Genomic DNA, 23,118 nt, shown 5'->3' with positions numbered 1-23,118 from the left:
GCGGGCCGAGTTCAATCGGTGTCGATGCTGCTGGAAAAATCATGGAAGTCCTCAAACGACTGATACACGGTGTCGTTGCTCGACTGCTGCTCCGCCAGGCGCAATTGATACGCCGCCTCATAACGCTGCAGGCGCTGCTGGCTTTCTGCGGTCAGCGGGTTGTCGCCGAAGGCATATTCGGTCAACACCTCGCCGGGCTGTGAAGGAAACTCGCCCGGCAACTCGGTGATCGCGTTCCCGGACAAGTCCGCGTACCTCAATCGAGGCAGTTCGAGCAGACCCTCAGGCACCTTGCTCAAGGCGCAATTGCCCAGACGCACATCGGTCATCTGCGGGAAATGACTCAGATCCGGAGCCATGTTGAGCGGATTGTCGCTCAGGTCCACGGATCTCAGGTTTCTCAGCATTCTGAAGGCTTCTGCGGTCTGCGCAGTCAGCGTGATTTCACAGCCAGGCAGATACAGGCTGTGCAATCTGTCCATTCCGAAGATTCTGGGGGGAACCTCGCGCAACGGATATTTGCGGATGGTGATGCTTTTGAGTTTGGGAAAAAGCGCCAACAATTGATCGACCCTGGGCGGCGCGGACGCTCCGCTTGTCAGTCGCAACTCTTCGATATGGTCGAAGCTTGCGGCCAGCGCCGGCAGCTCGCCGGTAAACGAAATGTCGCAGGTAACTCTTGGGTCCATGATGAACGTGGGCGCCCGGCGCAGGTCAATTTCCAGATCTCGCCTGAAATGTTGGCGATTGCGTGTTTCCCTGGCTGCCGCGTCGTTCGCCAGTGGCATCTGCGTGCCAGGATCGTTGGGGATCTCGTTTGCCCAGCTATCCAGGCGTTCGAGCAGGCTGGTGAGGCCGGTTTTGCGGCGCATCAGCTCAAGACGTCCATCGGCCAGCGTACCCGCAAGTTTGTAGACCAGATCGTTAGCATCGAAGCCGGACAGCGACGGGTAAAGGCTTTGCGCCAGATCGATGTCGTCCTGTTGGACCCAGACACCGAAATTGTCGGCTTTGGCCTGGAAAGCGGCTTTGACACGTTCTCTGGAAGCAACCGACAACGGGTTGGCGCCCAGTTCCATGCCGCGACCGGAATAACGCGTCAGCTCCGTCGGCACTTCGATGATGTTGTTGTCGCTCAGCAATGCAACTTCCAGCTGCGGCAGCTGTTCCAGCCCGGCAGGAACGCTATCGATTCCGGTGCTGGTCAGATCGATGAACGTCAGGTTCTGCAGTGCCGACACATCGGGCGTGACCTGCAGCGGATTGCTGTACAAGTCCAGAGATTTCAAGCGGGTCAGCGTGGACAAGACCGCTTGTCCGGCAGGATCCAGTGTGATCTGGCACTTGCTCAGCATCAACGTTTCCAGCGACGGCAGGCTTTGCAGCGCTTGCGGCATCTGGCCCAGGGACAAATCCTGCAATTCCAGGCCCTGCAATCCGCTGAAGCTTGTGAGAAAACCGTCGGAAACCTTCAGTGCCGGATTGCCTTGCAGACTGAGATGGGAGATGTGACTGAAGTCGGCAGCCAATTGCGGTAACTCACCGGTAAATGCCGCATTGGCATTGAAGGTGTTGAACCGTAGTGCTGAATTGTCGGTGCGCCTGCCGCGCCACAGTTGTTCGAGGCTTTCGCTGAATTTATGTCTCTCGGCGAGTTCTGCGGCTTTTTCCTGCGCAGTCCATGGCCGTTCTGTCGATGGATTGTTGACTGGCAGACGCTCACGCCATGCGTTGAGATCGCCAATCATGCGGGCGATTTCGCCCTCCCACCTGATCAGTTGCGCCGTGCCGGTCTGTAATGTCCCGGGCAGGCGATAAATCATGTTGATCGCAGCGTTTTCCCCAAGTCGCGGGAACAGTCTCTGCGCCATGGCAATGTCAGCCGATGGCGGCTTGATCCGGAAGTTGCGCCCGTGTGCCGCGTAGTAGAACTTGACGCGCTCGCGGGCATTTATCGACAGAGGGTTGTCGTTCAGATATATGCCGTCGGCCTTATCGGGCTTCAGGCTGAAGATAGCGTCCGGCAGTTCGGTAATCTGGTTGTTGGCAAGCGAGAGCTCTCGCAGAAGCGGATGCTCGGCGATGCCCTTCGGCACGCTGGTCAGATCGGTATGGCCAAGTAAAAAGTTGGTGACCTTGGGCAGGGTGGTCAGATCGGGCGCGTTTGACAGTGGGTTGTGGCTCAGATCGAGCAGCCGCAACTCGGACAGAGTGCCGAGTACTTGCTGCCCGGCAGGTGACAGTGTCAGCGCGCAGTCATTCAGTTTGAGCTCTTTGAGATACTGCAGGCGGCCGACGAATGAGGGTATGTCATAGAGCGTGAAGGCTTTCAATTTCAGCGTCTGAAGATTCGGGAACAAGGCAGCGAACGGCTCCAGTCCGGCGGTCGTCACGTTGCCGGTAAGCTTGAGGCTGGTCACGTGATCGAAGTTGACACTCAGGCGCGGCATTTCGCCGAGAAACTTCAGGTCTGCCGCAAACAATGCGCTGCGCTTGCCGCTTCCCATCGATCTTTCGCTCCAGAAATCCTCCAGCAATTGCTTGAAGTCCGAGCGTGCGGATCGTTGCGCCAGATGCTCGCTTACGCTCAAGGCCTGGCCTGTGACCGGGTGCGCGGACGGAATTGCCGAGGCCCAGCGGGTCAGGTCATCGCGCATCTGTTGCTGCTCCGCTTTCCAGCGAAGGAGCTGTTTGCGGCTGTCGCCCAGATTGCCGGGCAAGTCGTAGATCATCTCGCTGGCCTCCTGCTTGTTCAAACCGGGAAACAGCTGCCGGGCGAGGCTGACATCCTGCTCGGGCGCCAGGACGTCAAAGTCGTTTCGATGGATGCGGAAGTAGTTTTTGATCTGATCGCGCGTTGCTGCCGATAGCGGATTGTCGGCAAGGTCAATGCCGTCACTGCGCTCGGCGGGGAGGTCGAACAGCGCCTCCGGCAATTGCGTGATGCGGTTGCCCGAGAGGGCTGCGATTCGTAACCCCGGATGGCTGCTCAGTCCTTCGGGAGCGACGGTCAACCCGCAGTTGGACAGGTCGAGATGGAACAATTCCGGCAACAGGTTCAGGTCGGGGAACGTTCCCAGCGGATTGTTGCTCAGGTCCAGCGTATCCAGGGCGGTGAGTGACAGCAGCGCAGCCTGGTTTTCCGGGGTCATGACCACGCCACAATTCTTCAGTTCCAGATCGGTCAGCCGAGGCAGTTTTGCTTCGCCAAGCGCCAGCGGTTCCAGTTCGAAGCCGCTCATTTTCAGCTTGGCAAGGTTGGGCAAGCACTCCACGAAGCGCAGGGCTGCGGTGATATTGGCGTTGCCAACGAGGTTCAACCGGGTAACGCGCTCCAGACCGGTGCTGAGTATCGGCATATCGCCACTGAAGGCCGCCGTTGCCCTGAGTTCTTCAAGGCGCGGGTACGTGGGCGGGCTGCGCCAGAACTGTTCGATCTGTTGCGCAAAGTCTCGCCTGGCATCCAGTTCGCGGGTCTGCGTCTCGAGCGGCAGACGTTCTCCCGATTCGGCGGCAGTCACGGCGGCCTGGTTGATCCATTGGCTGAGTTCGAGATTCAGAACGCCGAGCTCATTTTCCCAGCGTGACAACTGTGCACCGCACTCGGCCAATGGCCCGGGCAATCGGTACAAAACCCGTGTCGCGCCTTCGGTGTCAAGGGAAGGGAACAAGGCGATGGTGCGCTGCAGATCCTCCTGCACAGGCCGGACCCCGAAGTGCTTGCCGGTATGCTCGTAAAACACTTTGACCCGTTCGCGAGAGGCCGCGGTCAACGGGTTGTCTGCAAAGGTGTAACCGTCGCTGAGGGAGCTGGCCAGGTTGAAGAACTTTTCCGGTATCCGCGTGATGCGGTTGCGATCGAATTGCGCCGAGATCAATCGCGGATGATCCAGCAGATCGTCGGGCACCGTATGAATGCCGGTGTCGGACAGATTGACGTAGCGTAACGAAGGCATCGCGTGCAGGTCCGGCGGCAAGCCCAGTGCATTGCCTTGCAGATCGAGCAGGGTAAGTTGTGGCAAGGAAGCCAGCACCGACTCTGTGACCGTTGTCAGGCTCACTCGGCAATCGCGTAAACGCAGTTCGCGCAGCGAGGGCATTGAAGTCAGTGCTTGCGGCAGGCTGGGCAGATTGAGGTTGCGCGCATCAATATTCTGCAACTGACTGAAGGACTGCAGAAAGCTGTCGACAGATGTGGTCATCGGGCTGCCATCAATGGCGAGCGAGGTGATATGGCTGAAGTCCGCTGACAACACCGGCAAGTCGCCCATCACCGCAGGTGTAAGGCGCAAGGCGTATCCGGCGGCGAAGCCCTGTTGATTGATACCCGTGACGTGCTCCCGCCTCCAGGCTTTGAGCAATTGCTCCCTGAGCAGCCTGCGATTCTGGAATTCGGCGCGCTTCTCCAGCGGCGTCAGCGCCGTGCCGGTTTCCGGGTGTACGGCGGGCGGATTGTTGGCCCAGACATGCAGCTCGTTCTGTAATTGCAAATAGTCATTTTGCAAGCGAAGCATCTCTGCGCGCGGGCCTGCGGGACTCCTGCGCATGCTTTCGGCGAGAAAGCGCATCTCATGATTCGACATGCGTGGATAGAGCACGCGGATGTCTTCTTCGAGGGTGTGTGGCTGGTAAGCGGGACGCGGCGGACGCGGAGCATGGGCGTAACCATCGGTCCCCAGCAGGCGCAGGGTGTCGACAGTCGGCGCTCGGGACGGCGTATCGGCAATCATTTCACGCCACTCGTGGCGCTCGAGCGTACGTTCGCGAATGGCCGCCTTCAGCGCCTGACTCTGACCGATGCGCAGGTCCAGGCTCTGGCGCTCGCTGTCGGGCAATGCGTACAACAGGCTGGAATAGAAATCAGTGAATGAGTGCAGCTGCTGCCCACGATCGTCATAAGGTTGATATTGGCCATCGTCGCGGCGAACCAGCACCTTGTATTCGGGCGCATCGTCACGGCCGATGGTGTCCAGTAATGCGCCCTTGTAGCGCCCGTCACGGATCTCGATGCGCACATCACCACTCCAGCCCGGCAACAATTTGAGGCTGTGCAGCGCCAGAGATTCAGAGTCGGGGTTGCTCACCGAGGCCAGCTCAAGGCCTTCATACGCGCGGGTGACGCGTACCTCGTCACTGGCCATCTGCATGAGCGTCTGTTGGCGCGGGGGCAACTGTCCTTCGCTGATTTGCAACAGTTCGCTGCCGGTCGCGGTATCGAGCAGTTCGCGGGTAATGCTGGCCGGCAATTGCGGAGGGTGGGTCTTGAGTCGTGCCGCCAGCGGGTCGTCGAGGTGCTGAAGGGCTTGATAGCGCGACTCGAACAGCGCGCTTGTGTTGCGTCTGGCGAGGTCAGCCACTTGCTTGCGCAGGTTCTGGCTGCGGACCTCGATGGACGGCATCGGTCCGGCGAAGGGCTCGTCCAGCAAGGCTTTGATCTGCGTCTCGTCGAGGGCTTGGAGCAGGGTTTTGAGCACGTCGCCACCGATCAGTTCGCCCTGGCGCAGTTCAGTCACGGGCAGGGTTGTGTCGACAGACGATTGCCACAGTTGCGCGCCCTGGCGATCGAGCAGACGCAGGCATTTGTCGCTTGGCCAGCGACCGTATTCGCTGAGCACCTGCAATTGCATGGCCGGGTCGGCGCTCAAAAAAACTTCGGCGTCATCGCTGTCGAGCTGGTCGATGAAGCGTTGCAACTGCTGATCAAGCTTGAAGCGCTGGATACTGTCGGCCAGCAGCGGCGGGACCTTTTCCTGCTCGACATGCATTTTGCGCAACGCGTCTTCGCTGGTTCCGCTGATCTGCAGGACGGTTTCGCGCTCGCTCGCGGACAAGCTCTCGACCGCAGGGCCGATACGGCGCAGCGCGGTTGCGCCATCCCATTCCAGCGGTTGCTCGAGTTCAGTGTGCCAGGCACCTTCGCCGTTGTGGCGCAGCACCGGTTGGTATGCGTCCGGGCGACTCGGATGTTCGATGCGGTACTGCCCTGGCACCTGACTTTCCCTGACTGCAAAGTGCGCGTCCTCCAGGGGCAGCAGGCGCTTGTCTTCATGGGTATGCAGACCCAGCGCATCGGGTTGCGAATCGGCAGTCGGGCGCTGCGGATGTTTGTAGCGTTCGAGATCCGGTTGCCAATAGCGGGTGTCACCATTGGCCAGTTGTACCGGTTTGAAGCGGTCGATGAACGCCACGATTTCCTTGGGCAATACCTTGCGAAACTCGGCCGCGCCAATCGCACCGCCGACGGCGAACATGCCCAACTGGATCATCGATTCCACGGTCCCCATCAGGTGTTCGACCGCTTCGGTCGTGCGTCCCTGCGCCCACTCGACAATGCCTTCGAATACTTCATCGAGCATCTGATAGGCCATGTACGCCATCATCGCTTCACCGAGCACCGGCACGAACGGCGCGACGATCATCGCCGCGGTCTGGGCGATGGAAGACAGGATGTTGACCAGCGAATCCCAGAATGCCCAGCGCGCCCTTTGATCAACCAGGGCAGTCGGTACGGCAATGGTTCGGGCGTCATTGAAAATCTTGTTCAGCTTTGCCTGGTACAGGTGTTGCCAGACATCGTCGTAAAACGGCGTCAGCGCAGTTTGCAGATCGGGCCGCTCCACCGGGGCTTCGCGCCACGCCGGCAGCGGGTTGCCGGGTTCGTGCGGATGCCAGCGGATTTCACTCAGCCGGCTGTTGAGGGTGCTGAAGAAGAAACCGCGCTGGTCGTGGTTGACGAAGCGGCTGAAGAATTGCTGATAGTCCCTGGAGCGCAACTGGCGCGTCAGTTCCACAACCATTTCCAATGGCGAGGCGTACTCCTTGAACGGATGTTCGGGGTCATCCGGGACGTAGGCGACGACGCGCGCTGCATTGCGTGTCATGTACAGGTCCGGGGCGAATACCACGATGCCGGTGAGCGGTGCGCAAAGCATCGTCATGTCATGACACAGCAGCGGGGCGCCATGCACATGCAGGCCTTTCATGCCGTCGAGCATGGCCTCGATCGTGCGTAACGCGTTTTCCGAGACATCGCGGTTCATCCGCGCCCATTGCAGGGCAAACTTCATCGCGGCCTTCTGGCTGGCGTCGATTTTGCCGCGCAAGACCGAAGCGACCATCGGATCGGAATAGCCCAGATTGTCTTCCAGACTGGCTTTGTATTGGGCGCCGATATCCAGTCGACGGCACAGTTTGGTGAAAGCGGAAATGCTCAGTTTCGCCTTGATCTCGGGCAGGGTTTCAAACTGCCCTGTGGCCGAGGGGGCGCTGGTGAATGTCGACTCGGCTTCGAAGGCGTTGTCTTCGGTTTCCCTGTCTTCGAAGTTATGCAGCGCAGCCTCGAGCAGTGACACGGACCAGGCGCGGGCGCCGGTGCGGATCGGAAACCACGGGGTGGTGGCGGGAATGTACAGGCGCACGTAGGTGTTTCTGACATCCAGTTCCAGATCGAAGCAGCTTTTCAGCTCGGCCTTGAGCAGGGGCTCGGCGAAGGCCGCAGCGTCCTGCAAGTGCTCCAGGCTTTTATCGACCCGGCTCTGGGCGCTGATATGCGCCGCCCCAAGGCTTTTCATCAGCGCGTGCTGTTCGGCTGGCGCGTTCTTGAGCGCGGCCGGCTGTTGCGGGAGGCTGCTTTTCAATGCTTCTCGCCGAGTGGCTGAAGTGTCGCCCAGCCAGGCGGGAATCGCGTTTTTCAGTGGTTGATAATGCTCGTCCGCATGGTGCGCGTCAGTTGCGTCATCCGGGATTGCCGATGGGGGTGCTTCAGACAAATGCATGGCCATTCCTTGGCGTTGGGAGGAACCCTCAGCAAATCAGCAGCAAGCGCCCCCCGTGCGGTAGATATTTATGTCTCTGCCGTGGGGGCTGACTTGGTATCCTGCGCGGCCTGCCGCAAATCGGCCGCGCCCGGTAAACTGCGCCTTTGCGACGCTATATGTCGCATTGCCGTAAACCCGGGAAAATCCGGGGTTTGCGCTATAAGAAGTTGTCGCTTGGCGACAAGGCCGGGCACCCAACTGTCCTTACAATCCCCTCATCGCTCGCCAGTTCCAGGCGGGTGTTCCTCTTCAGGAGACTCCGATGTCCGTTGAGCACGCTGCGGTACAACGCGCCGATTTCGACCAGGTAATGGTTCCCAACTACGCGCCTGCCGCTTTCATTCCGGTGCGTGGCGCCGGTTCCCGGGTCTGGGATCAGGCCGGCCGCGAGCTGATCGACTTCGCCGGCGGGATTGCCGTCAACGTCCTGGGCCACGCGCATCCGGCGCTGGTCGGTGCCTTGACCGAACAGGCGAACAAGCTGTGGCACGTGTCCAACGTGTTCACCAACGAACCGGCCCTGCGTCTGGCGCACAAGCTGATCGACGCCACGTTTGCCGAGCGCGTGTTCTTCTGCAACTCCGGCGCCGAAGCCAACGAGGCCGCATTCAAGCTGGCCCGTCGCGTCGCATTCGACCGTTTCGGCAGCGAGAAATACGAAATCATCGCCGCGCTGAACAGCTTCCACGGCCGTACCCTGTTCACCGTCAACGTCGGTGGCCAGTCGAAGTACTCCGACGGCTTCGGCCCGAAAATCACTGGCATCACCCACGTTCCCTACAACGATCTGGCCGCGCTGAAAGCCGCGGTGTCCGAGAAGACCTGCGCGGTCGTGCTCGAGCCGATCCAGGGCGAAGGCGGCGTGCTGCCGGCCGAGCTGGCTTATCTGCAAGGTGCCCGCGAACTGTGCGACGCGAACAACGCGCTGCTGGTGTTCGACGAAGTGCAGACCGGCATGGGCCGCAGCGGCAAGCTGTTCGCCTACCAGCATTACGGCGTGACCCCGGACATCCTCACCAGCGCCAAGAGCCTGGGCGGCGGTTTCCCGATCGCGGCAATGATGACCACCGAAGCGCTGGCCAAACATCTGGTCGTCGGCACCCACGGCACCACTTACGGCGGCAACCCGCTGGCCTGCGCCGTCGCCGAAGCGGTGATCGACGTGGTCAACACCCCTGAAGTGTTGAACGGCGTGAACGCCAAGCACGACAAGTTCAAGACCCGCCTGCAACAGATCGGCGAGAAATACGGCCTGTTCACTCAGGTACGCGGTCTCGGTCTGCTGATCGGTTGCGTGCTGAGCGAAGCGTGGAAAGGCAAGGCCAAGGACATCTTCAACGCCGCCGAACAGGAAGGCCTGATGATTCTCCAGGCAGGCCCGGACGTGATCCGTTTCGCCCCGAGCCTGGTGGTGGAAGACGCCGATATCGACGCCGGTCTCGACCGCTTCGAACGTGCTGCGGCGAAGTTGACGCAAGCCTGATGGACCTTTCGGCGTCTGGAGTTTTTCCGGCGCCGAACCAATTTTTGATACCGGGCACATTCACCTGTTGGATTGAACCTGTGGAGAGGGGATTTATCCCCGATGGGCTGCGCAGCGGCCCCAGATTTTTGGGGGTGCTTCGCCCCCCAGCGGGGATAAATCCCCTCGCCACAAGTCCCATTCCTGCATCGATCTTTATGTGGGCCCGGTTTTTTCTGTGAATATTGAAGAGAAAGGAGTGACACCATGCTGGTGATGCGCCCCGCGCAAATGGCTGATCTGGGCGAGGTACAGCGTCTGGCTGCGGACAGCCCGATTGGTGTCACTTCCTTGCCGGATGACGTGGAACGTCTGAGCGACAAGATCGCCGCGAGCGAAGCCTCGTTCGCCGCCGAAGTGAGCTTCAACGGTGAAGAGAGTTACTTCTTTGTCCTCGAAGACTCGAGCACCGGCAAACTGGTCGGCTGCTCGGCCATCGTCGCTTCCGCCGGTTATTCGGAGCCGTTCTACAGCTTCCGCAACGAGACTTTCGTCCACGCCTCCCGCGAGCTGAAGATCCACAACAAGATCCACGTGCTCTCGCAGTGCCACGACCTGACCGGCAACAGCCTGCTGACCAGTTTCTACGTGCAGCGCGAGCTGGTCGGATCGCCGTGGGCGGAGCTCAATTCCCGTGGCCGTCTGCTGTTCGTCGCCAGCCACCCGGAGCGTTTTGCCGATTCGGTGGTGACCGAGATCGTCGGTTACAGCGACGAGAATGGCGATTCGCCGTTCTGGGATGCGATCGGGCGTAACTTCTTCGACCTCAACTACGCCGAGGCCGAGCGCCTGTGCGGGCTGAAAAGCCGCACCTTCCTTGCCGAGCTGATGCCGCATTACCCGATCTACGTGCCGCTGCTGCCGGATTCCGCCCAAGAGGCGATGGGCCAGGTGCACCCGCGTGCGCAGATCACTTTCGACATCCTGATGCGCGAAGGCTTCGAGACCGATCACTACATCGACATCTTCGACGGCGGCCCGACCCTGCATGCGCGGGTTTCCGGGATCCGTTCGATCGCCCAGAGCCGCGTGGTGCCGGTGAAGATCGGCGAGCCGGTCAAAGGCGCCGGGCGTCAGTACCTGGTGGCCAACGCACAGTTGCAGGATTACCGCGCGGTGTTGCTCGAGCTGGATTACGCGCCGGGCAAACCGGTAACGCTGGATATGGAAGCAGCCGAAGCCCTGGGCGTCGGTGAAGGTGCCAGCGTGCGCCTGGTGGCGGTTTAACGCCTTAGCGAGTTTCACGGGTGGCGCGAGCGGCCCGTTTGAGGAGATAGCATGATTGTTCGTCCCGTACGCAGCAGCGATTTATCCGCGCTGATCGACCTGGCCCGTAGCACCGGCACCGGCCTGACTACCTTGCCGGCCAACGAAGAGCGCCTGACCCACCGGGTCGGCTGGGCCGAGAAGACCTTTCGCGGCGAAGCCGGGCGTGGCGATGCCGACTATCTGTTCGTGCTCGAAGACGATGACGGCCGTGTGGTGGGGATTTCCGCCATCGCCGGTGCGGTCGGCCTGCGTGAGCCCTGGTACAACTTCCGCGTCGGTCTGACGGTCAGCGCTTCGCAAGAGCTGAACATCTACCGCGAAATCCCGACGCTGTTTCTGGCCAACGACCTGACCGGCAATTCCGAGCTGTGCTCGCTGTTCCTGCACGCCGATTACCGCAACGGCCTCAACGGCCGGATGCTGTCCAAGGCGCGCATGCTGTTCATCGCTGAGTTCCCGGAGCTGTTCGGCAACAAGATCATCGCCGAAATGCGCGGTGTGTCCGACGACGCCGGGCGCTCGCCGTTCTGGGAAAGCCTCGGTCGGCACTTCTTCAAGATGGAATTCAGCCAGGCCGATTACCTGACCGGCGTCGGCAACAAGGCATTCATCGCCGAACTGATGCCGAAATTCCCGCTGTACACCTGCTTCCTCTCGCCGGACGCGCGCAACGTCATCGGCCAGGTGCACCCGGACACCGAGCCGGCACTGGCGATGCTCAAGAGCGAAGGCTTCAGCTACCAGGGTTACGTCGACATCTTCGACGCCGGCCCGGCCATCGAATGCGAAACCAGCAAGATCCGCGCGGTGCGTGACAGCGAAGCGCTGGTGCTGGCCGTCGGCACGCCGGGCGATGACGCCACGCCGTTCATCATCCACAACCGCAAACGCGAAGATTGCCGCATCACGGCTGCCCCAGCGCGTCTGGCTGCGGGCACCCTGGTGGTCGATCCGCAGACCGCGAAACGTCTTCAACTCAGCGCCGGCGATCAGGTTCGCGCCGTGGCGCTGTCCGCTGCACGGGAGTCGAAATAATGAATTCGCTATACATCGCAGGTGAGTGGCTGGCCGGTCAGGGCGAAGCCTTTCAATCTTTGAACCCGGTGACCCAGCAAGTGCTGTGGGCGGGCGAGGGCGCCACTGCCGCGCAGGTCGAATCGGCGGTTCAGGCTGCTCGCCAGGCATTTCCTCATTGGGCTCGTCGCACCCTCGAGGAGCGCATCAGCGTCCTCGAAGCTTTCGCCGCTGCGTTGAAAAACCACGCTGACGAACTGGCTCGCACCATCGGCGAAGAAACCGGCAAACCGCTATGGGAAGCTGCGACCGAAGTCACCAGCATGGTCAACAAGATCGCCATTTCGGTGCAGAGCTACCGCGAGCGCACCGGCGAGAAGAGCGGCCCATTGGGCGACGCCACCGCCGTGTTGCGCCACAAGCCCCACGGCGTGGTTGCGGTGTTTGGTCCTTACAACTTCCCGGGTCACCTGCCTAACGGTCATATCGTCCCGGCGCTGCTGGCCGGTAACAGCGTGCTGTTCAAACCCAGCGAACTGACGCCGAAAGTCGCCGAGCTGACGGTCAAGTGCTGGATCGAAGCCGGTCTTCCGGCAGGCGTGTTGAACCTGCTGCAAGGCGCGCGGGAAACCGGTATCGCTCTGGCGGCGAACCCGGGTATCGACGGCCTGTTCTTCACCGGTTCGAGCCGCACCGGCAATCACCTGCATCAGCAATTCGCCGGGCGTCCGGACAAGATCCTTGCTCTGGAGATGGGCGGCAACAACCCGCTGGTGGTCGATCAGGTCGCTGATCTGGACGCGGCGGTGTACACCATCATTCAGTCGGCGTTCATTTCCGCCGGCCAGCGCTGCACCTGCGCCCGGCGTCTGCTGGTGCCGCAAGGTGCGTGGGGCGACAGCCTGCTCAAGCGACTGGTTGAAGTCAGTTCGACCATTGAAATCGGTGCCTTCGATCAGCAACCGGCACCGTTCATGGGCTCGGTGATTTCCCTCGGCGCGGCCAAAGCGCTGATGGATGCGCAGGAACAACTGCTGGCCAACGGCGCGGTGGCGCTGCTGGAAATGACTCAGCCACAAGCGCAGTCGGCCTTGCTGACCCCGGGCATCGTCGATGTGACGGCCGTGGCCGAGCGTCCGGACGAAGAACTGTTCGGGCCGTTGCTGCAAGTGATCCGCTATGCCGATTTCGGCGCGGCGATCAGTGAAGCCAACAACACCGCTTATGGACTGGCCGCCGGTTTGCTCTCCGATTCCGAAGCGCGTTACCAGCAGTTCTGGCTGGAAAGCCGCGCCGGCATCGTCAACTGGAACAAACAGCTGACCGGCGCCGCGAGCAGCGCGCCGTTCGGCGGCGTCGGCGCCTCGGGCAACCACCGTGCCAGCGCCTATTACGCAGCGGACTACTGCGCGTACCCGGTGGCGTCGCTGGAAACCCCGAGCCTGGTGCTGCCATCGGCCCTGACGCCTGGCGTGAAAATGGCGTGATGCCCATTCGCGAGCAGGCTCGCTCCCACAGGGAAATGCATTCCAGTGTGGGAGCGAGCCTGCTCGCGAAGGCCGCGCCTCGGTCTTAAAGAATAGTTACTGAAGCCTATAACAACAGATTCTCGTGGAGCCTCGCTGATGAAATCCTATGAAGTCAATTTTGACGGTCTAGTGGGGCCGACCCATAACTACGGTGGTCTGTCCTACGGCAACGTCGCCTCGCAGAGCAACAGTCAGCAATCCTCGAATCCGAAGGAAGCGGCGCTGCAAGGTCTGGCAAAAATGAAAGCGCTGATGGACATGGGCTTTCAGCAAGGCGTGCTGGCTCCGCAGGAACGTCCTGATGTGGCGGCGCTGCGTCGTCTGGGCTTCAGCGGCACTGACGCGCAGGTGATCGAGCGCGCCGCCAAGGAAGCGATGCCGCTGCTGGTCGCCAGTTGCTCGGCGTCGAGCATGTGGGTGGCCAACGCCGCCACGGTCAGCCCGAGTGCCGACACCGCTGACGGCCGCGTGCACTTCACCGCCGCCAACCTCAATTGCAAATACCACCGCAGCATCGAACACCCGACCACCAGCCACGTGCTCGGCGCGATGTTCGCCAATCAACAGCACTTCGCCCATCACGCCGCTTTGCCGGCAGTGGCGCAGTTCGGCGACGAAGGCGCGGCCAACCACACGCGTTTCTGCCGTGAGTACGGCGAAGCGGGCGTCGAGTTCTTCGTGTTTGGCCGCAGTGCGTTCGACAACCGGTTCGCGGCGCCGCAGAAATACCCTGCGCGCCAGACCCTCGAAGCCTCGCAAGCCGTCGCGCGTCTGCACGGTCTGCGTGACGAAGGCGTGGTCTACGCGCAGCAGAACCCCAACGTTATCGATCAGGGCGTGTTCCACAACGACGTGATCGCCGTGGGCAACGGTGAAGTGCTGTTCTATCACGAGGATGCCTTCCTCGAGACCGACAAGATGCTTGCCGAGCTGCAAGGCAAACTGGCCAAGGTCGGCGGTAACTTCCAGTCTGTTTGCGTGCCGCGTTCGGCAGTCACTGTGGATGACGCGGTGCGTTCCTACCTGTTCAACAGCCAATTGCTCTCGCGTGCCGATGGCTCGATGCTGCTGATCGTGCCGCAGGAATGCCAGGCCAACGAACGCGTCTGGGCTTATCTGCAAAGCCTGACCAGTTCCGGCGGGCTGATCCGCGAAGTGAAGGTCTTTGATCTCAAGCAAAGCATGCAGAACGGCGGTGGCCCGGCGTGTCTGCGTCTGCGCGTGGCGCTGAATGAAACCGAACTGGCGGCAGTCAACCCAGGCGTTATCATGACGGCCCCGTTGTACGGTTCGTTGACCGCATGGGTTGAAAAGCACTACCGCGACCGCCTGAGCGAAACCGATCTGGCGGACCCGCAGTTGCTGCTTGAATGCCGGACGGCACTGGATGAACTGACGCAAATCCTTAAACTGGGCGCGGTTTATCCCTTCCAGATCAATTGATCGCCGGCGCGCTGCCTGAACGCGGCGCGCGGCGTGTCACCCAAGAGAGTAAAAACATGAGCGATTCCCTGCAGCTGATCCTTGAAGACACCGACGGCACGCAATTGCAAACCTCGTGCACCCGCGTCGCGGTGATGTGGCAAGGCAAAGAGCTGTGGATCCAGCAGGACGGCCGTGGCCAGCTGCTGATCGGCGTCGACGTCGAGGAAGGTGACGAAGAGTACGCCAACCTGCTGCTGCGCCCATTGGCGACTAATCTGGTAAGTCTGCAACTGGAAATGGAACCGGCTGACCTCGGCGCTGACGAGGATCACGTACACGGCCCGGATTGCAACCACGACCACTAAGGAAACCGCTCTATGCTCGCCCTCGGCAAACTGCTTGAACTGACCCTCGCCGGCCGCGAACCGGCGGAGAAGACTCAACTGACTGTCGAAGGCGTGCGCATGCGCTGGTTGAGCGAAGGGGCGCTGGAAGTGCGGCCCCCGGAAGCGCGCGACAATGGCCTGGACTTGCTGCTGTCGGCAGGCATCCATGGCAACGAAACGGCACCGATCGAGTTGCTTGATCGGCTGCTGCACGACATCGCACGCGGCGATCTCAAGCCGCGCGCACGCATTCTGTTCCTGTTCGGCAACCCGGAAGCGATTCGCAAGGGCGAGCGTTTCGTCGAGCAGGATGTCAATCGGCTGTTCAACGGCCGCCACGAACAAAGCAGCGGCTCGGAAGCGTTGCGCGCCTGTGAGTTGGAACGGCTGGCGGCGAGTTTCTTCAGCAAGCCCGAGCGCCAGCGTCTGCACTACGACCTGCACACCGCGATTCGCGGGTCGAAGATCGAACAGTTCGCCTTGTACCCGTGGAAGGAAGGGCGCCAGCATTCCCGTCGCGAACTGGCGCGCCTGCGCGCGGCCGGCATGGAAGCAGTGCTGTTGCAGAACAAACCATCCATCGTGTTCAGCTCGTACACCTACGACAAACTCGACGCCGAGGCTTTCACCCTGGAACTGGGCAAGGCGCGGCCGTTCGGGCAGAACGATGGCGTTAACGTTTCACTGCTGGAAACTCGTCTGAAGCAGATCATCGAAGGCACTGAGCCGGAGACAGAAGCAGGGCTGGACGGCTTGCAGCTGTTCAGCGTGGCGCGGGAAATCATCAAGCACAGCGATGCGTTCCGCCTGAATCTGCCAGCGGACATCGAGAACTTTTCCGAGCTGGAACCGGGTTATGTGCTGGCCGAAGACCTGGCCAATACCCGCTGGGTGATCGAAGAGCAGGGCGCACGGATCATCTTCCCCAACCCCAAGGTCAAGAACGGCCTGCGCGCCGGCATCCTGATCGTCCCGAGCACCGACGAAAACCTCGCCTGACGCAATCTGGCGGCTGGAGCAAATCCCTGTGGGAGCGAGCCTGCTCGCGAATGCTGACTGCCAGCCAAAAATGATGGTGGCTGACACACCGCATTCGCGAGCAGGCTCGCTCCCACATTTGAATCCGGGTGGGGCTTGAGTCCCCACCCGGCCTGGTGCAGTCAGACCGCTACAGCACGCGGCTCGGTTCGACGCAACGCGCGAATCTTCTGCAACGTATCGGCGCAAGTCCGCGCCGCTTCCTGACCCTTGTGCACAAAGTGCTCGAAGAAGAACTTCTGATGCTCTTCGCCCGAATGGAAGTGATGCGGGGTCAGCGACACCGAGAACACCGGCACTTCGGTTTCCAGCTGCACCTGCATCAGGCCGCTGACCACCGATTGCGCAACGAACTCGTGACGGTAAATGCCGCCGTCCACCACCAGGGCGGCGGCGACGATGCCGGCGTAACGGCCGGACTTGGCCAGCAGCTTGGCGTGCAGAGGCATTTCAAAGGCGCCGCCGACTTCAAAGAAATCGATGTCCGCTTCCTGATAACCCTGCACCAGCATTTCAGCGACGAAGCCTTTGCGGCTCTGGTCGACGATTTCCTTGTGCCAGCAGGCCTGGATGAACGCGACGCGCTCGCCCTGTGGGTGTTTGCTTTTGCTGTCGATTGCGGTGGGTTGCATGTTCTGACTCCTGTTTGTGTGAAAAACAGGGCGTTATGAATCGAAAGGGATGCAAGGGTGCGAACGCAGGCACGGATGCACGCGGACGGCCCTTTGGCGTCGATCCCGTTCTCTCTTCATCCGGACTATGACCGTCGGCCCCGGGATCACACCGGGTCTGCTGACCTTGCCGACGCACCCCGACTCAAGTCGTGTGCAGCGCCAAGCGCTCGCGGGCTATGCGCATTGCGCGCAATTACCGCCGGTGGGGAATTGCACCCCGCCCTGAGAACGTTTGTGCCGCCCATAGGCGGGCGGCGGCAAGTTTGTAACACATATTTCCCGGCCATGCACATGACACTGTGGGAGCGAGCCTGCTCGCGAAAGCGGCTTCACATTCAACGAATATGCTGACTGTTACTGCTCTTTCGCGAGCAGGCTCGCTCCCACATGGATTGTGCTTTTCCTGAGGACGGTGATTTTTCCTTCTTCAAGGCTTGATTAATCCGCGCCATGACCGCAGTAATCCCACTTCACAAAGGGATTTCCCCATCTGACCAGAGGCCAGGTTCATGAGCGTTATCGATCTTCGCAGCGACACCGTCACCCAACCGACTCCCGCCATGCTCGAGGCGATGACCGCAGCCGATACCGGTGACGATGTGTACGGCGAAGATCCGACGGTCAATCACCTCGAGGCCGAACTGGCCAAACGCCTGGGCTTTGCCGCCGCGCTATTCGTGCCGACCGGGACCATGAGCAACCTGCTCGGCCTGATGGCGCACTGCGAGCGGGGCGATGAGTACATCGTCGGTCAACAGGCGCACACCTATAAGTACGAAGGTGGCGGGGCGGCGGTGCTCGGTTCGATTCAGCCGCAGCCGCTGGAGGTGCAGGCCGACGGTTCGCTGGATCTGGATCAGGTCGCGGCGGCGATCAAACCGGACGATTTCCATTTCGCCCGCACGCGTTTGCTGGCGCTGGAAAACACCATGCAGGGCAAAGTCTTGCCGCTGGAGTATCTGGCGCGCGCGCGACGCTTTACTCAGGAACACGGCCTGCAATTGCACCTGGACGGCGCGCGGTTGTACAACGCGGCGGTCAAGCTCGGCGTCGATGCCCGTGAGATCACTCAGCACTTCGATTCGGTGTCGGTGTGCCTGTCCAAGGGCCTCGGCGCGCCGGTCGGCTCGGTGCTGTGCGGCTCCGAGCAACTGATCGGCAAGGCGCGGCGTTTGCGCAAAATGGTCGGTGGCGGCATGCGTCAGGCCGGGTTGCTCGCGGCGGCTGGCCTGTACGCGCTGGATCATCACGTCGAACGGCTGGCGGATGACCATGCCAATGCGCAGTTGCTCGCCGAGGGTCTGCGTGAGGCCGGTTTCGTCGTCGAGCCCGTGCAAACCAACATGGTCTATGTGCAGATGGGCGACAAGGCCGCAGCACTCAAGGACTTTGCCGGCGAACGCGGGATCAGGCTCAGCGCCGCTGCGCGCTTGCGCATGGTCACGCACATGGACGTCAGCCGCGCGCAAATCGAACAAGTGATCGCGACATTCGTCGAGTTTTCACGCAAGTGACAGCGTCAGCCGTCCAATTGACCGTTTCTATCGTATAAACACGCTGTACCCCGCGCGCAGGGCCGATATAATGCGGCCCTTTGCCGTCGCTTCGTCTCACGACGTTTCGAACAGGCCTTTGGCCGCAGCCTCCGTGGAAGAACCTAATGAAAAGCGCAGAAATCCGTGAAGCCTTCCTTCGCTTCTTCGAAGAGCAAGGCCACACCCGTGTAGCCTCAAGCTCTTTGATTCCGGGCAACGACCCAACCCTGCTGTTCACCAACGCGGGGATGAACCAGTTCAAGGACTGCTTCCTGGGCCAGGAAAAACGTGCGTACACCCGTGCCACCAGCAGCCAGAAATGCGTGCGCGCCGGCGGCAAGAACAGTGACCTGGAAAACGTCGGTTATACCGCGCGTCACCACACGTTCTTCGAAATGCTCGGTAACTTCAGCTTCGGCGACTACTTCAAGCACGACGCGATCACCTTTGCCTGGACCTTTCTGACTGGCGTGCTGAAGCTGCCGAAGGAAAAGCTCTGGGTCACTGTCTACGCCACCGACGACGAAGCGTATGACATCTGGACACAGAAAATCGGTGTGCCCGCCGAGCGCATGATCCGCATCGGCGACAACAAGGGTGCGCCGTACGCTTCCGACAACTTCTGGACCATGGGCGATACCGGCCCGTGCGGCCCGTGCACCGAGATTTTCTACGATCACGGCGAGCACATCTGGGGCGGCCCGCCGGGCTCGCCGGAAGAAGATGGCGACCGCTACATCGAAATCTGGAACAACGTGTTCATGCAGTTCAACCGCACCGCCGATGGCGTGTTGCATCCGTTGCCAGCGCCGTCGGTGGACACCGGCATGGGCCTGGAGCGGATCAGTGCGGTGATGCAGCACGTCAACTCCAACTACGACATCGACCTGTTCAAGAACCTGCTCAAGGCTTCGGCTGAAGCGATCGGCTGCGAAAACGGCGATCAGTCGTCGCTCAAAGTCGTCTCCGACCACATCCGTTCCTGCGGTTTCCTGATTGCCGATGGCGTGCTGCCGTCCAACGAAGGTCGCGGTTACGTGCTGCGCCGGATCATCCGTCGCGCCTGCCGTCACGGCAACAAGCTCGGCGCCACCGGCAGCTTCTTCTACAAGATCGTCGCGGCGCTGGTTGCCGAGATGGGCGAAGCCTTCCCGGAACTGCAGAAGCAGCAAAGCAACATCGAACGCGTGCTCAAGGCTGAAGAAGAGCAGTTCTCCAAGACCCTGGAGCACGGCCTGAAAATCCTCGAGCAGGATCTGGCCGAGCTCAAAGGCACCGTGGTGCCAGGCGACGTGGTGTTCAAACTCTACGACACCTACGGTTTCCCGATGGACCTGACCGCCGACATCGCCCGCGAGCGCGGCCTGACCGTCGACGAAGCCGGTTTCGAGCGCGAGATGGAAGCGCAGCGTGTTCGCGCGCGTTCGGCCAGCTCGTTCGGTCTGGACTACAACACCTTGGTCAAGGTTGACGTGGCCACCGAGTTCACCGGTTACGCCGCCACCAGCGGCTCGGCGAAAATCGTTGCCATCTATAAGGATGGCCAGTCGGTCGACGTGCTGAGCGAAGGTCAGGAAGGCGTGATCGTGCTCAACCAGACGCCGTTCTACGCCGAATCCGGTGGCCAGATCGGCGACTGCGGTTTCATTCAGGCCGGCAGCAGCCGCTTCGACGTGCGCGACACCACCAAGACCGGCGGCGCATTCCTGCACCACGGTGTGCTGGCCTCGGGCAGTCTGACCATCGGCGCACCGGTGGAAACCCACGTCGACGCCGAAGTACGTCACGCCACCGCGCTGAACCACTCGGCTACTCACTTGCTGCACGCCGCGCTGCGTCAGGTGCTGGGCGAGCATGTGCAGCAGAAAGGTTCGTTGGTCGACAGTCAGCGTCTGCGTTTCGACTTCAGCCACTTCGAAGCGATCAAGCCAGAACAGATCAAGCAGCTGGAAGATATCGTCAACGCCGAGATTCGCAAGAACTCCGCCGTTGAAACCGAAGAAACCGACATCGAAACCGCGAAGAACAAAGGCGCCATGGCGCTGTTCGGCGAGAAGTACGGCGACAGCGTGCGCGTGCTGAGCATGGGAGACTTCTCGGTCGAACTGTGCGGCGGTATCCACGCCAACCGTACCGGCGACATCGGCCTGCTGAAAATCATCAGCGAAGGCGGTGTGGCCTCGGGCGTGCGTCGTATCGAGGCAGTCACCGGTGCTGCGGCGCTGGCCTACTTGAACGCGGCGGAAGAACAACTCAAGGAAGCGGCCAGCCTGGTCAAGGGCAGCCGCGACAACCTGATCGACAAGCTCTCGGCGGTACTGGAGCGCAACCGTCTGCTGGAGAAACAACTCGAGCAGTTGCAGGCCAAGGCAGCCAGCGCTGCGGGCGACGATCTGTCGGCCTCGGCGGTGGACGTCAAGGATGTGAAGGTGCTGGCCGCCCGTCTGGACGGTCAGGATGGCAAGGCGCTGCTGGCGCTGGTCGATCAGCTGAAAAACAAACTCGGCCGCGCAGTGATCCTGCTCGGCGGTGTCCATGAGGAAAAGGTCGTACTGGTTGCAGGCGTAACCAAGGACCTGACTGGCCAACTCAAAGCCGGTGATTTGATGAAACAGGCTGCTGCGGCAGTGGGCGGGAAGGGCGGTGGTCGTCCGGACATGGCGCAGGGCGGCGGTGTCGATGCCGCTGCGCTGGATGGCGCGCTGGCGCTGACCGTTCCATTCGTCGAGCAGGCTTTATAAGACGGCTCGCCGGGCCCGCAGTCTAGTGGCTGGCCCGGCGACTGTTCGAAAGATTATTGGGCGCCCTTCATGGGCAGAGGCGGCTTTGAAATGGCTTTGATCGTACAGAAATTTGGAGGCACCTCGGTCGGCACTGTCGAGAGAATCGAGCAGGTCGCCGACAAGGTTAAGAAATTCCGCGATGCCGGCGATGACCTGGTGGTTGTGCTGTCTGCAATGAGCGGCGAAACCAACCGTCTGATCGATCTGGCCAAGCAAATCAGTGGCGAGGCACAACCGGTTCCGCGCGAGCTGGACGTGATCGTGTCCACCGGTGAGCAGGTGACGATTGCCCTGTTGGCCATGGCGCTGATCAAGCGCGGTGTGCCGGCGGTGTCGTACACCGGCAATCAGGTACGGATCCTGACTGACAGTGCGCACAATAAAGCGCGTATCTTGCAGATTGATGACCAGAAGATTCGCGGTGATCTGAAGGCTGGCCGTGTGGTGGTTGTCGCCGGTTTCCAGGGCGTCGATGAGCACGGCAACATCACCACCCTCGGTCGCGGCGGTTCCGATACCACCGGCGTGGCACTGGCGGCGGCCTTGAAGGCGGATGAATGCCAGATCTACACCGACGTCGACGGTGTCTACACCACCGACCCGCGTGTGGTGCCGGTCGCTCAGCGTCTGGACAAGATCACCTTCGAAGAGATGCTGGAAATGGCCAGCCTCGGTTCCAAGGTGCTGCAGATCCGTGCGGTGGAATTCGCCGGCAAGTACAACGTTCCGCTGCGCGTACTGCACAGCTTCAAGGAGGGTCCGGGCACCCTCATTACTATTGATGAAGAGGAAACCATGGAACAGCCGATCATTTCCGGCATCGCTTTCAACCGCGATGAAGCCAAGCTGACCATCCGTGGCGTGCCAGACACCCCGGGCGTGGCATTCAAGATTCTCGGCCCGATCAGTGCCGCGAACATCGAAGTCGACATGATCGTGCAGAACGTCGCGCACGATAACACCACCGACTTCACCTTCACCGTGCACCGCAACGACTACCAGGCCGCACAGACCGTGCTGGAAAACACCGCTCGCGAGATCGGTGCTCGTGAAGTAGTCGGTGACACCAAGATCGCCAAGGTCTCGATCGTCGGCGTCGGCATGCGTTCCCACGCAGGCGTGGCCAGCCGCATGTTCGAATCCCTGGCGAAAGAAAGCATCAACATCCAGATGATCTCGACTTCGGAAATCAAGGTGTCCGTAGTGATCGAAGAGAAGTACCTGGAACTGGCCGTGCGCGCGCTGCACACGGCTTTCGAACTGGATGCTCCGGCCCGTCAGGGCGAGTAATCCGCTTCTGTGAAGGGCGCGGTCTGACCGCGCCCTTTATTTTTGAATGGCGCGAGCCCCGGAACTGTTCTTTTGCTCGCGCTGGTCAATACTCAGGCATGTAGGGCTACGATCGCTGCGGTTGTAGGTCGGGTGCCTTTTTTTTGCAGACTGTTGTCCCTGAAATGAATGGCGTAAGGAGAAAGGTATGCTGATTCTGACTCGTCGGTGCGCGGAAAGCCTGATTATCGGTGACGGCGAAATCACCGTGACCGTGCTCGGCGTCAAAGGAAACCAGGTGCGTATCGGCGTCAACGCTCCGAAAGAGGTTGCGGTGCACCGTGAGGAAATTTACCTGCGTATAAAGAAAGAGAAGGACGAAGAACCAAGCCATTAATTTTTATCGATTTTTATGTTTGCAAACGGGGAAGAAGCTGGTTAATATACGCCCCGTGTTGCGGAGAGCTGGCCGAGTGGCCGAAGGCGCTCCCCTGCTAAGGGAGTACACCTCAAAAGGGTGTCGGGGGTTCGAATCCCCCGTTCTCCGCCATTATTTGCTTAGTACGTCGTAATCTGGCTTCTTCTGTAAGTTGTTGAAATTACTAGAAAAAGTGTTTGACATAGAGATTAGACGGCCTATAATGCGCGGCAACAAATGCACTCGTAGCTCAGCTGGATAGAGTACTCGGCTACGAACCGAGCGGTCACAGGTTCGAATCCTGTCGAGTGCACCATTTAAGAGTTATTTGCTGTAAGGTGAGTAACTCGGCTTCAGCCAGTTGTGGTCTGGTTTAAAAACACAAAATGCACTCGTAGCTCAGCTGGATAGAGTACTCGGCTACGAACCGAGCGGTCAC

The 23,118-nt window shown here is 60.7% G+C and carries 13 protein-coding genes, 2 tRNA genes and 1 riboswitch; of the genes, 13 read left to right on the top strand and 2 right to left on the bottom strand.

What is annotated here, in order from left to right:
- Positions 1 to 11: 11 nt before the first annotated feature.
- On the bottom strand, positions 12 to 7,775 hold the full coding sequence (locus D8U61_RS02060) for a DUF6543 domain-containing protein (protein ID WP_130926334.1): 7,764 nt from the start codon (positions 7,773 to 7,775) through the stop codon (positions 12 to 14).
- Between the two features lie 304 nt (positions 7,776 to 8,079).
- On the opposite strand from D8U61_RS02060, the gene D8U61_RS02055 reads away from it, so the two are divergent.
- From D8U61_RS02055 to astE, 7 genes are all read left to right on the top strand, one after another.
- The gene (locus D8U61_RS02055) at positions 8,080 to 9,300 is read left to right on the top strand and encodes an aspartate aminotransferase family protein (RefSeq protein WP_071173305.1); all 1,221 of its coding nucleotides are present in this window, start codon (positions 8,080 to 8,082) and stop codon (positions 9,298 to 9,300) included.
- Positions 9,301 to 9,546: 246 nt separating this feature from the next.
- Entirely contained in the window at positions 9,547 to 10,566 is a 1,020-nt protein-coding gene (aruF, locus tag D8U61_RS02050) for an arginine/ornithine succinyltransferase subunit alpha (RefSeq protein WP_024014015.1), read from the top strand.
- 51 nt (positions 10,567 to 10,617) lie between these two features.
- Positions 10,618 to 11,643, top strand: coding sequence for an arginine N-succinyltransferase (gene astA, locus D8U61_RS02045; protein WP_024014014.1), 1,026 nt, complete (start codon positions 10,618 to 10,620; stop codon positions 11,641 to 11,643).
- On the top strand, positions 11,640 to 13,109 hold the full coding sequence (astD, locus tag D8U61_RS02040) for a succinylglutamate-semialdehyde dehydrogenase (protein WP_177433298.1): 1,470 nt from the start codon (positions 11,640 to 11,642) through the stop codon (positions 13,107 to 13,109). Before astA ends, astD begins: the two co-directional genes overlap by 4 nt.
- 138 nt (positions 13,110 to 13,247) lie before the next feature.
- Positions 13,248 to 14,594, top strand: a complete 1,347-nt coding sequence (gene astB / locus D8U61_RS02035) for an N-succinylarginine dihydrolase (RefSeq protein ID WP_130926332.1) — start codon at positions 13,248 to 13,250, stop codon at positions 14,592 to 14,594.
- Between the two features lie 56 nt (positions 14,595 to 14,650).
- A complete protein-coding gene (locus tag D8U61_RS02030) occupies positions 14,651 to 14,941 on the top strand; it encodes a hypothetical protein (protein ID WP_016773591.1) in 291 nt (96 codons plus the stop codon).
- A gap of 12 nt (positions 14,942 to 14,953) precedes the next feature.
- Positions 14,954 to 15,961, top strand: a complete 1,008-nt coding sequence (gene astE, locus D8U61_RS02025; RefSeq protein WP_130926331.1) for a succinylglutamate desuccinylase — start codon at positions 14,954 to 14,956, stop codon at positions 15,959 to 15,961.
- Between the two features lie 161 nt (positions 15,962 to 16,122).
- Here astE and D8U61_RS02020 read toward each other — a convergent pair whose 3' ends face one another.
- Positions 16,123 to 16,632: a 6,7-dimethyl-8-ribityllumazine synthase gene (locus D8U61_RS02020; RefSeq protein ID WP_024014011.1), complete on the bottom strand. Its 510-nt coding sequence runs from the start codon at positions 16,630 to 16,632 to the stop codon at positions 16,123 to 16,125.
- A 103-nt stretch (positions 16,633 to 16,735) separates the two neighbouring features.
- Positions 16,736 to 16,908: riboswitch (FMN riboswitch) on the bottom strand.
- 275 nt (positions 16,909 to 17,183) lie between these two features.
- Here D8U61_RS02020 and ltaE point away from each other — a divergent pair.
- From ltaE to D8U61_RS01990, 6 genes are all read left to right on the top strand, one after another.
- Positions 17,184 to 18,188 (top strand): low-specificity L-threonine aldolase, encoded by a 1,005-nt coding sequence (gene ltaE, locus D8U61_RS02015; RefSeq protein WP_024014010.1) that lies wholly within the window; start codon positions 17,184 to 17,186, stop codon positions 18,186 to 18,188.
- 146 nt (positions 18,189 to 18,334) lie between these two features.
- Positions 18,335 to 20,950, top strand: coding sequence for an alanine--tRNA ligase (alaS, locus tag D8U61_RS02010; protein ID WP_122612069.1), 2,616 nt, complete (start codon positions 18,335 to 18,337; stop codon positions 20,948 to 20,950).
- A gap of 90 nt (positions 20,951 to 21,040) precedes the next feature.
- Positions 21,041 to 22,282: an aspartate kinase gene (locus tag D8U61_RS02005; RefSeq protein ID WP_016773595.1), complete on the top strand. Its 1,242-nt coding sequence runs from the start codon at positions 21,041 to 21,043 to the stop codon at positions 22,280 to 22,282.
- Positions 22,283 to 22,469: 187 nt separating this feature from the next.
- Positions 22,470 to 22,658, top strand: coding sequence for a carbon storage regulator CsrA (gene csrA / locus D8U61_RS02000; protein ID WP_002554426.1), 189 nt, complete (start codon positions 22,470 to 22,472; stop codon positions 22,656 to 22,658).
- A gap of 62 nt (positions 22,659 to 22,720) precedes the next feature.
- Positions 22,721 to 22,811: transfer RNA gene (locus tag D8U61_RS01995), tRNA-Ser, on the top strand.
- Positions 22,812 to 22,918: 107 nt separating this feature from the next.
- Positions 22,919 to 22,995 (top strand) — tRNA-Arg (locus D8U61_RS01990).
- Positions 22,996 to 23,118: the final 123 nt, after the last annotated feature.

Origin of the sequence: Pseudomonas sp. Sample_14, from assembly GCF_004307515.1 — a bacterium.
Classification (GTDB): domain Bacteria; phylum Pseudomonadota; class Gammaproteobacteria; order Pseudomonadales; family Pseudomonadaceae; genus Aquipseudomonas; species Aquipseudomonas atacamensis.
This window is presented reverse-complemented; position numbering and strand designations above follow the sequence as displayed.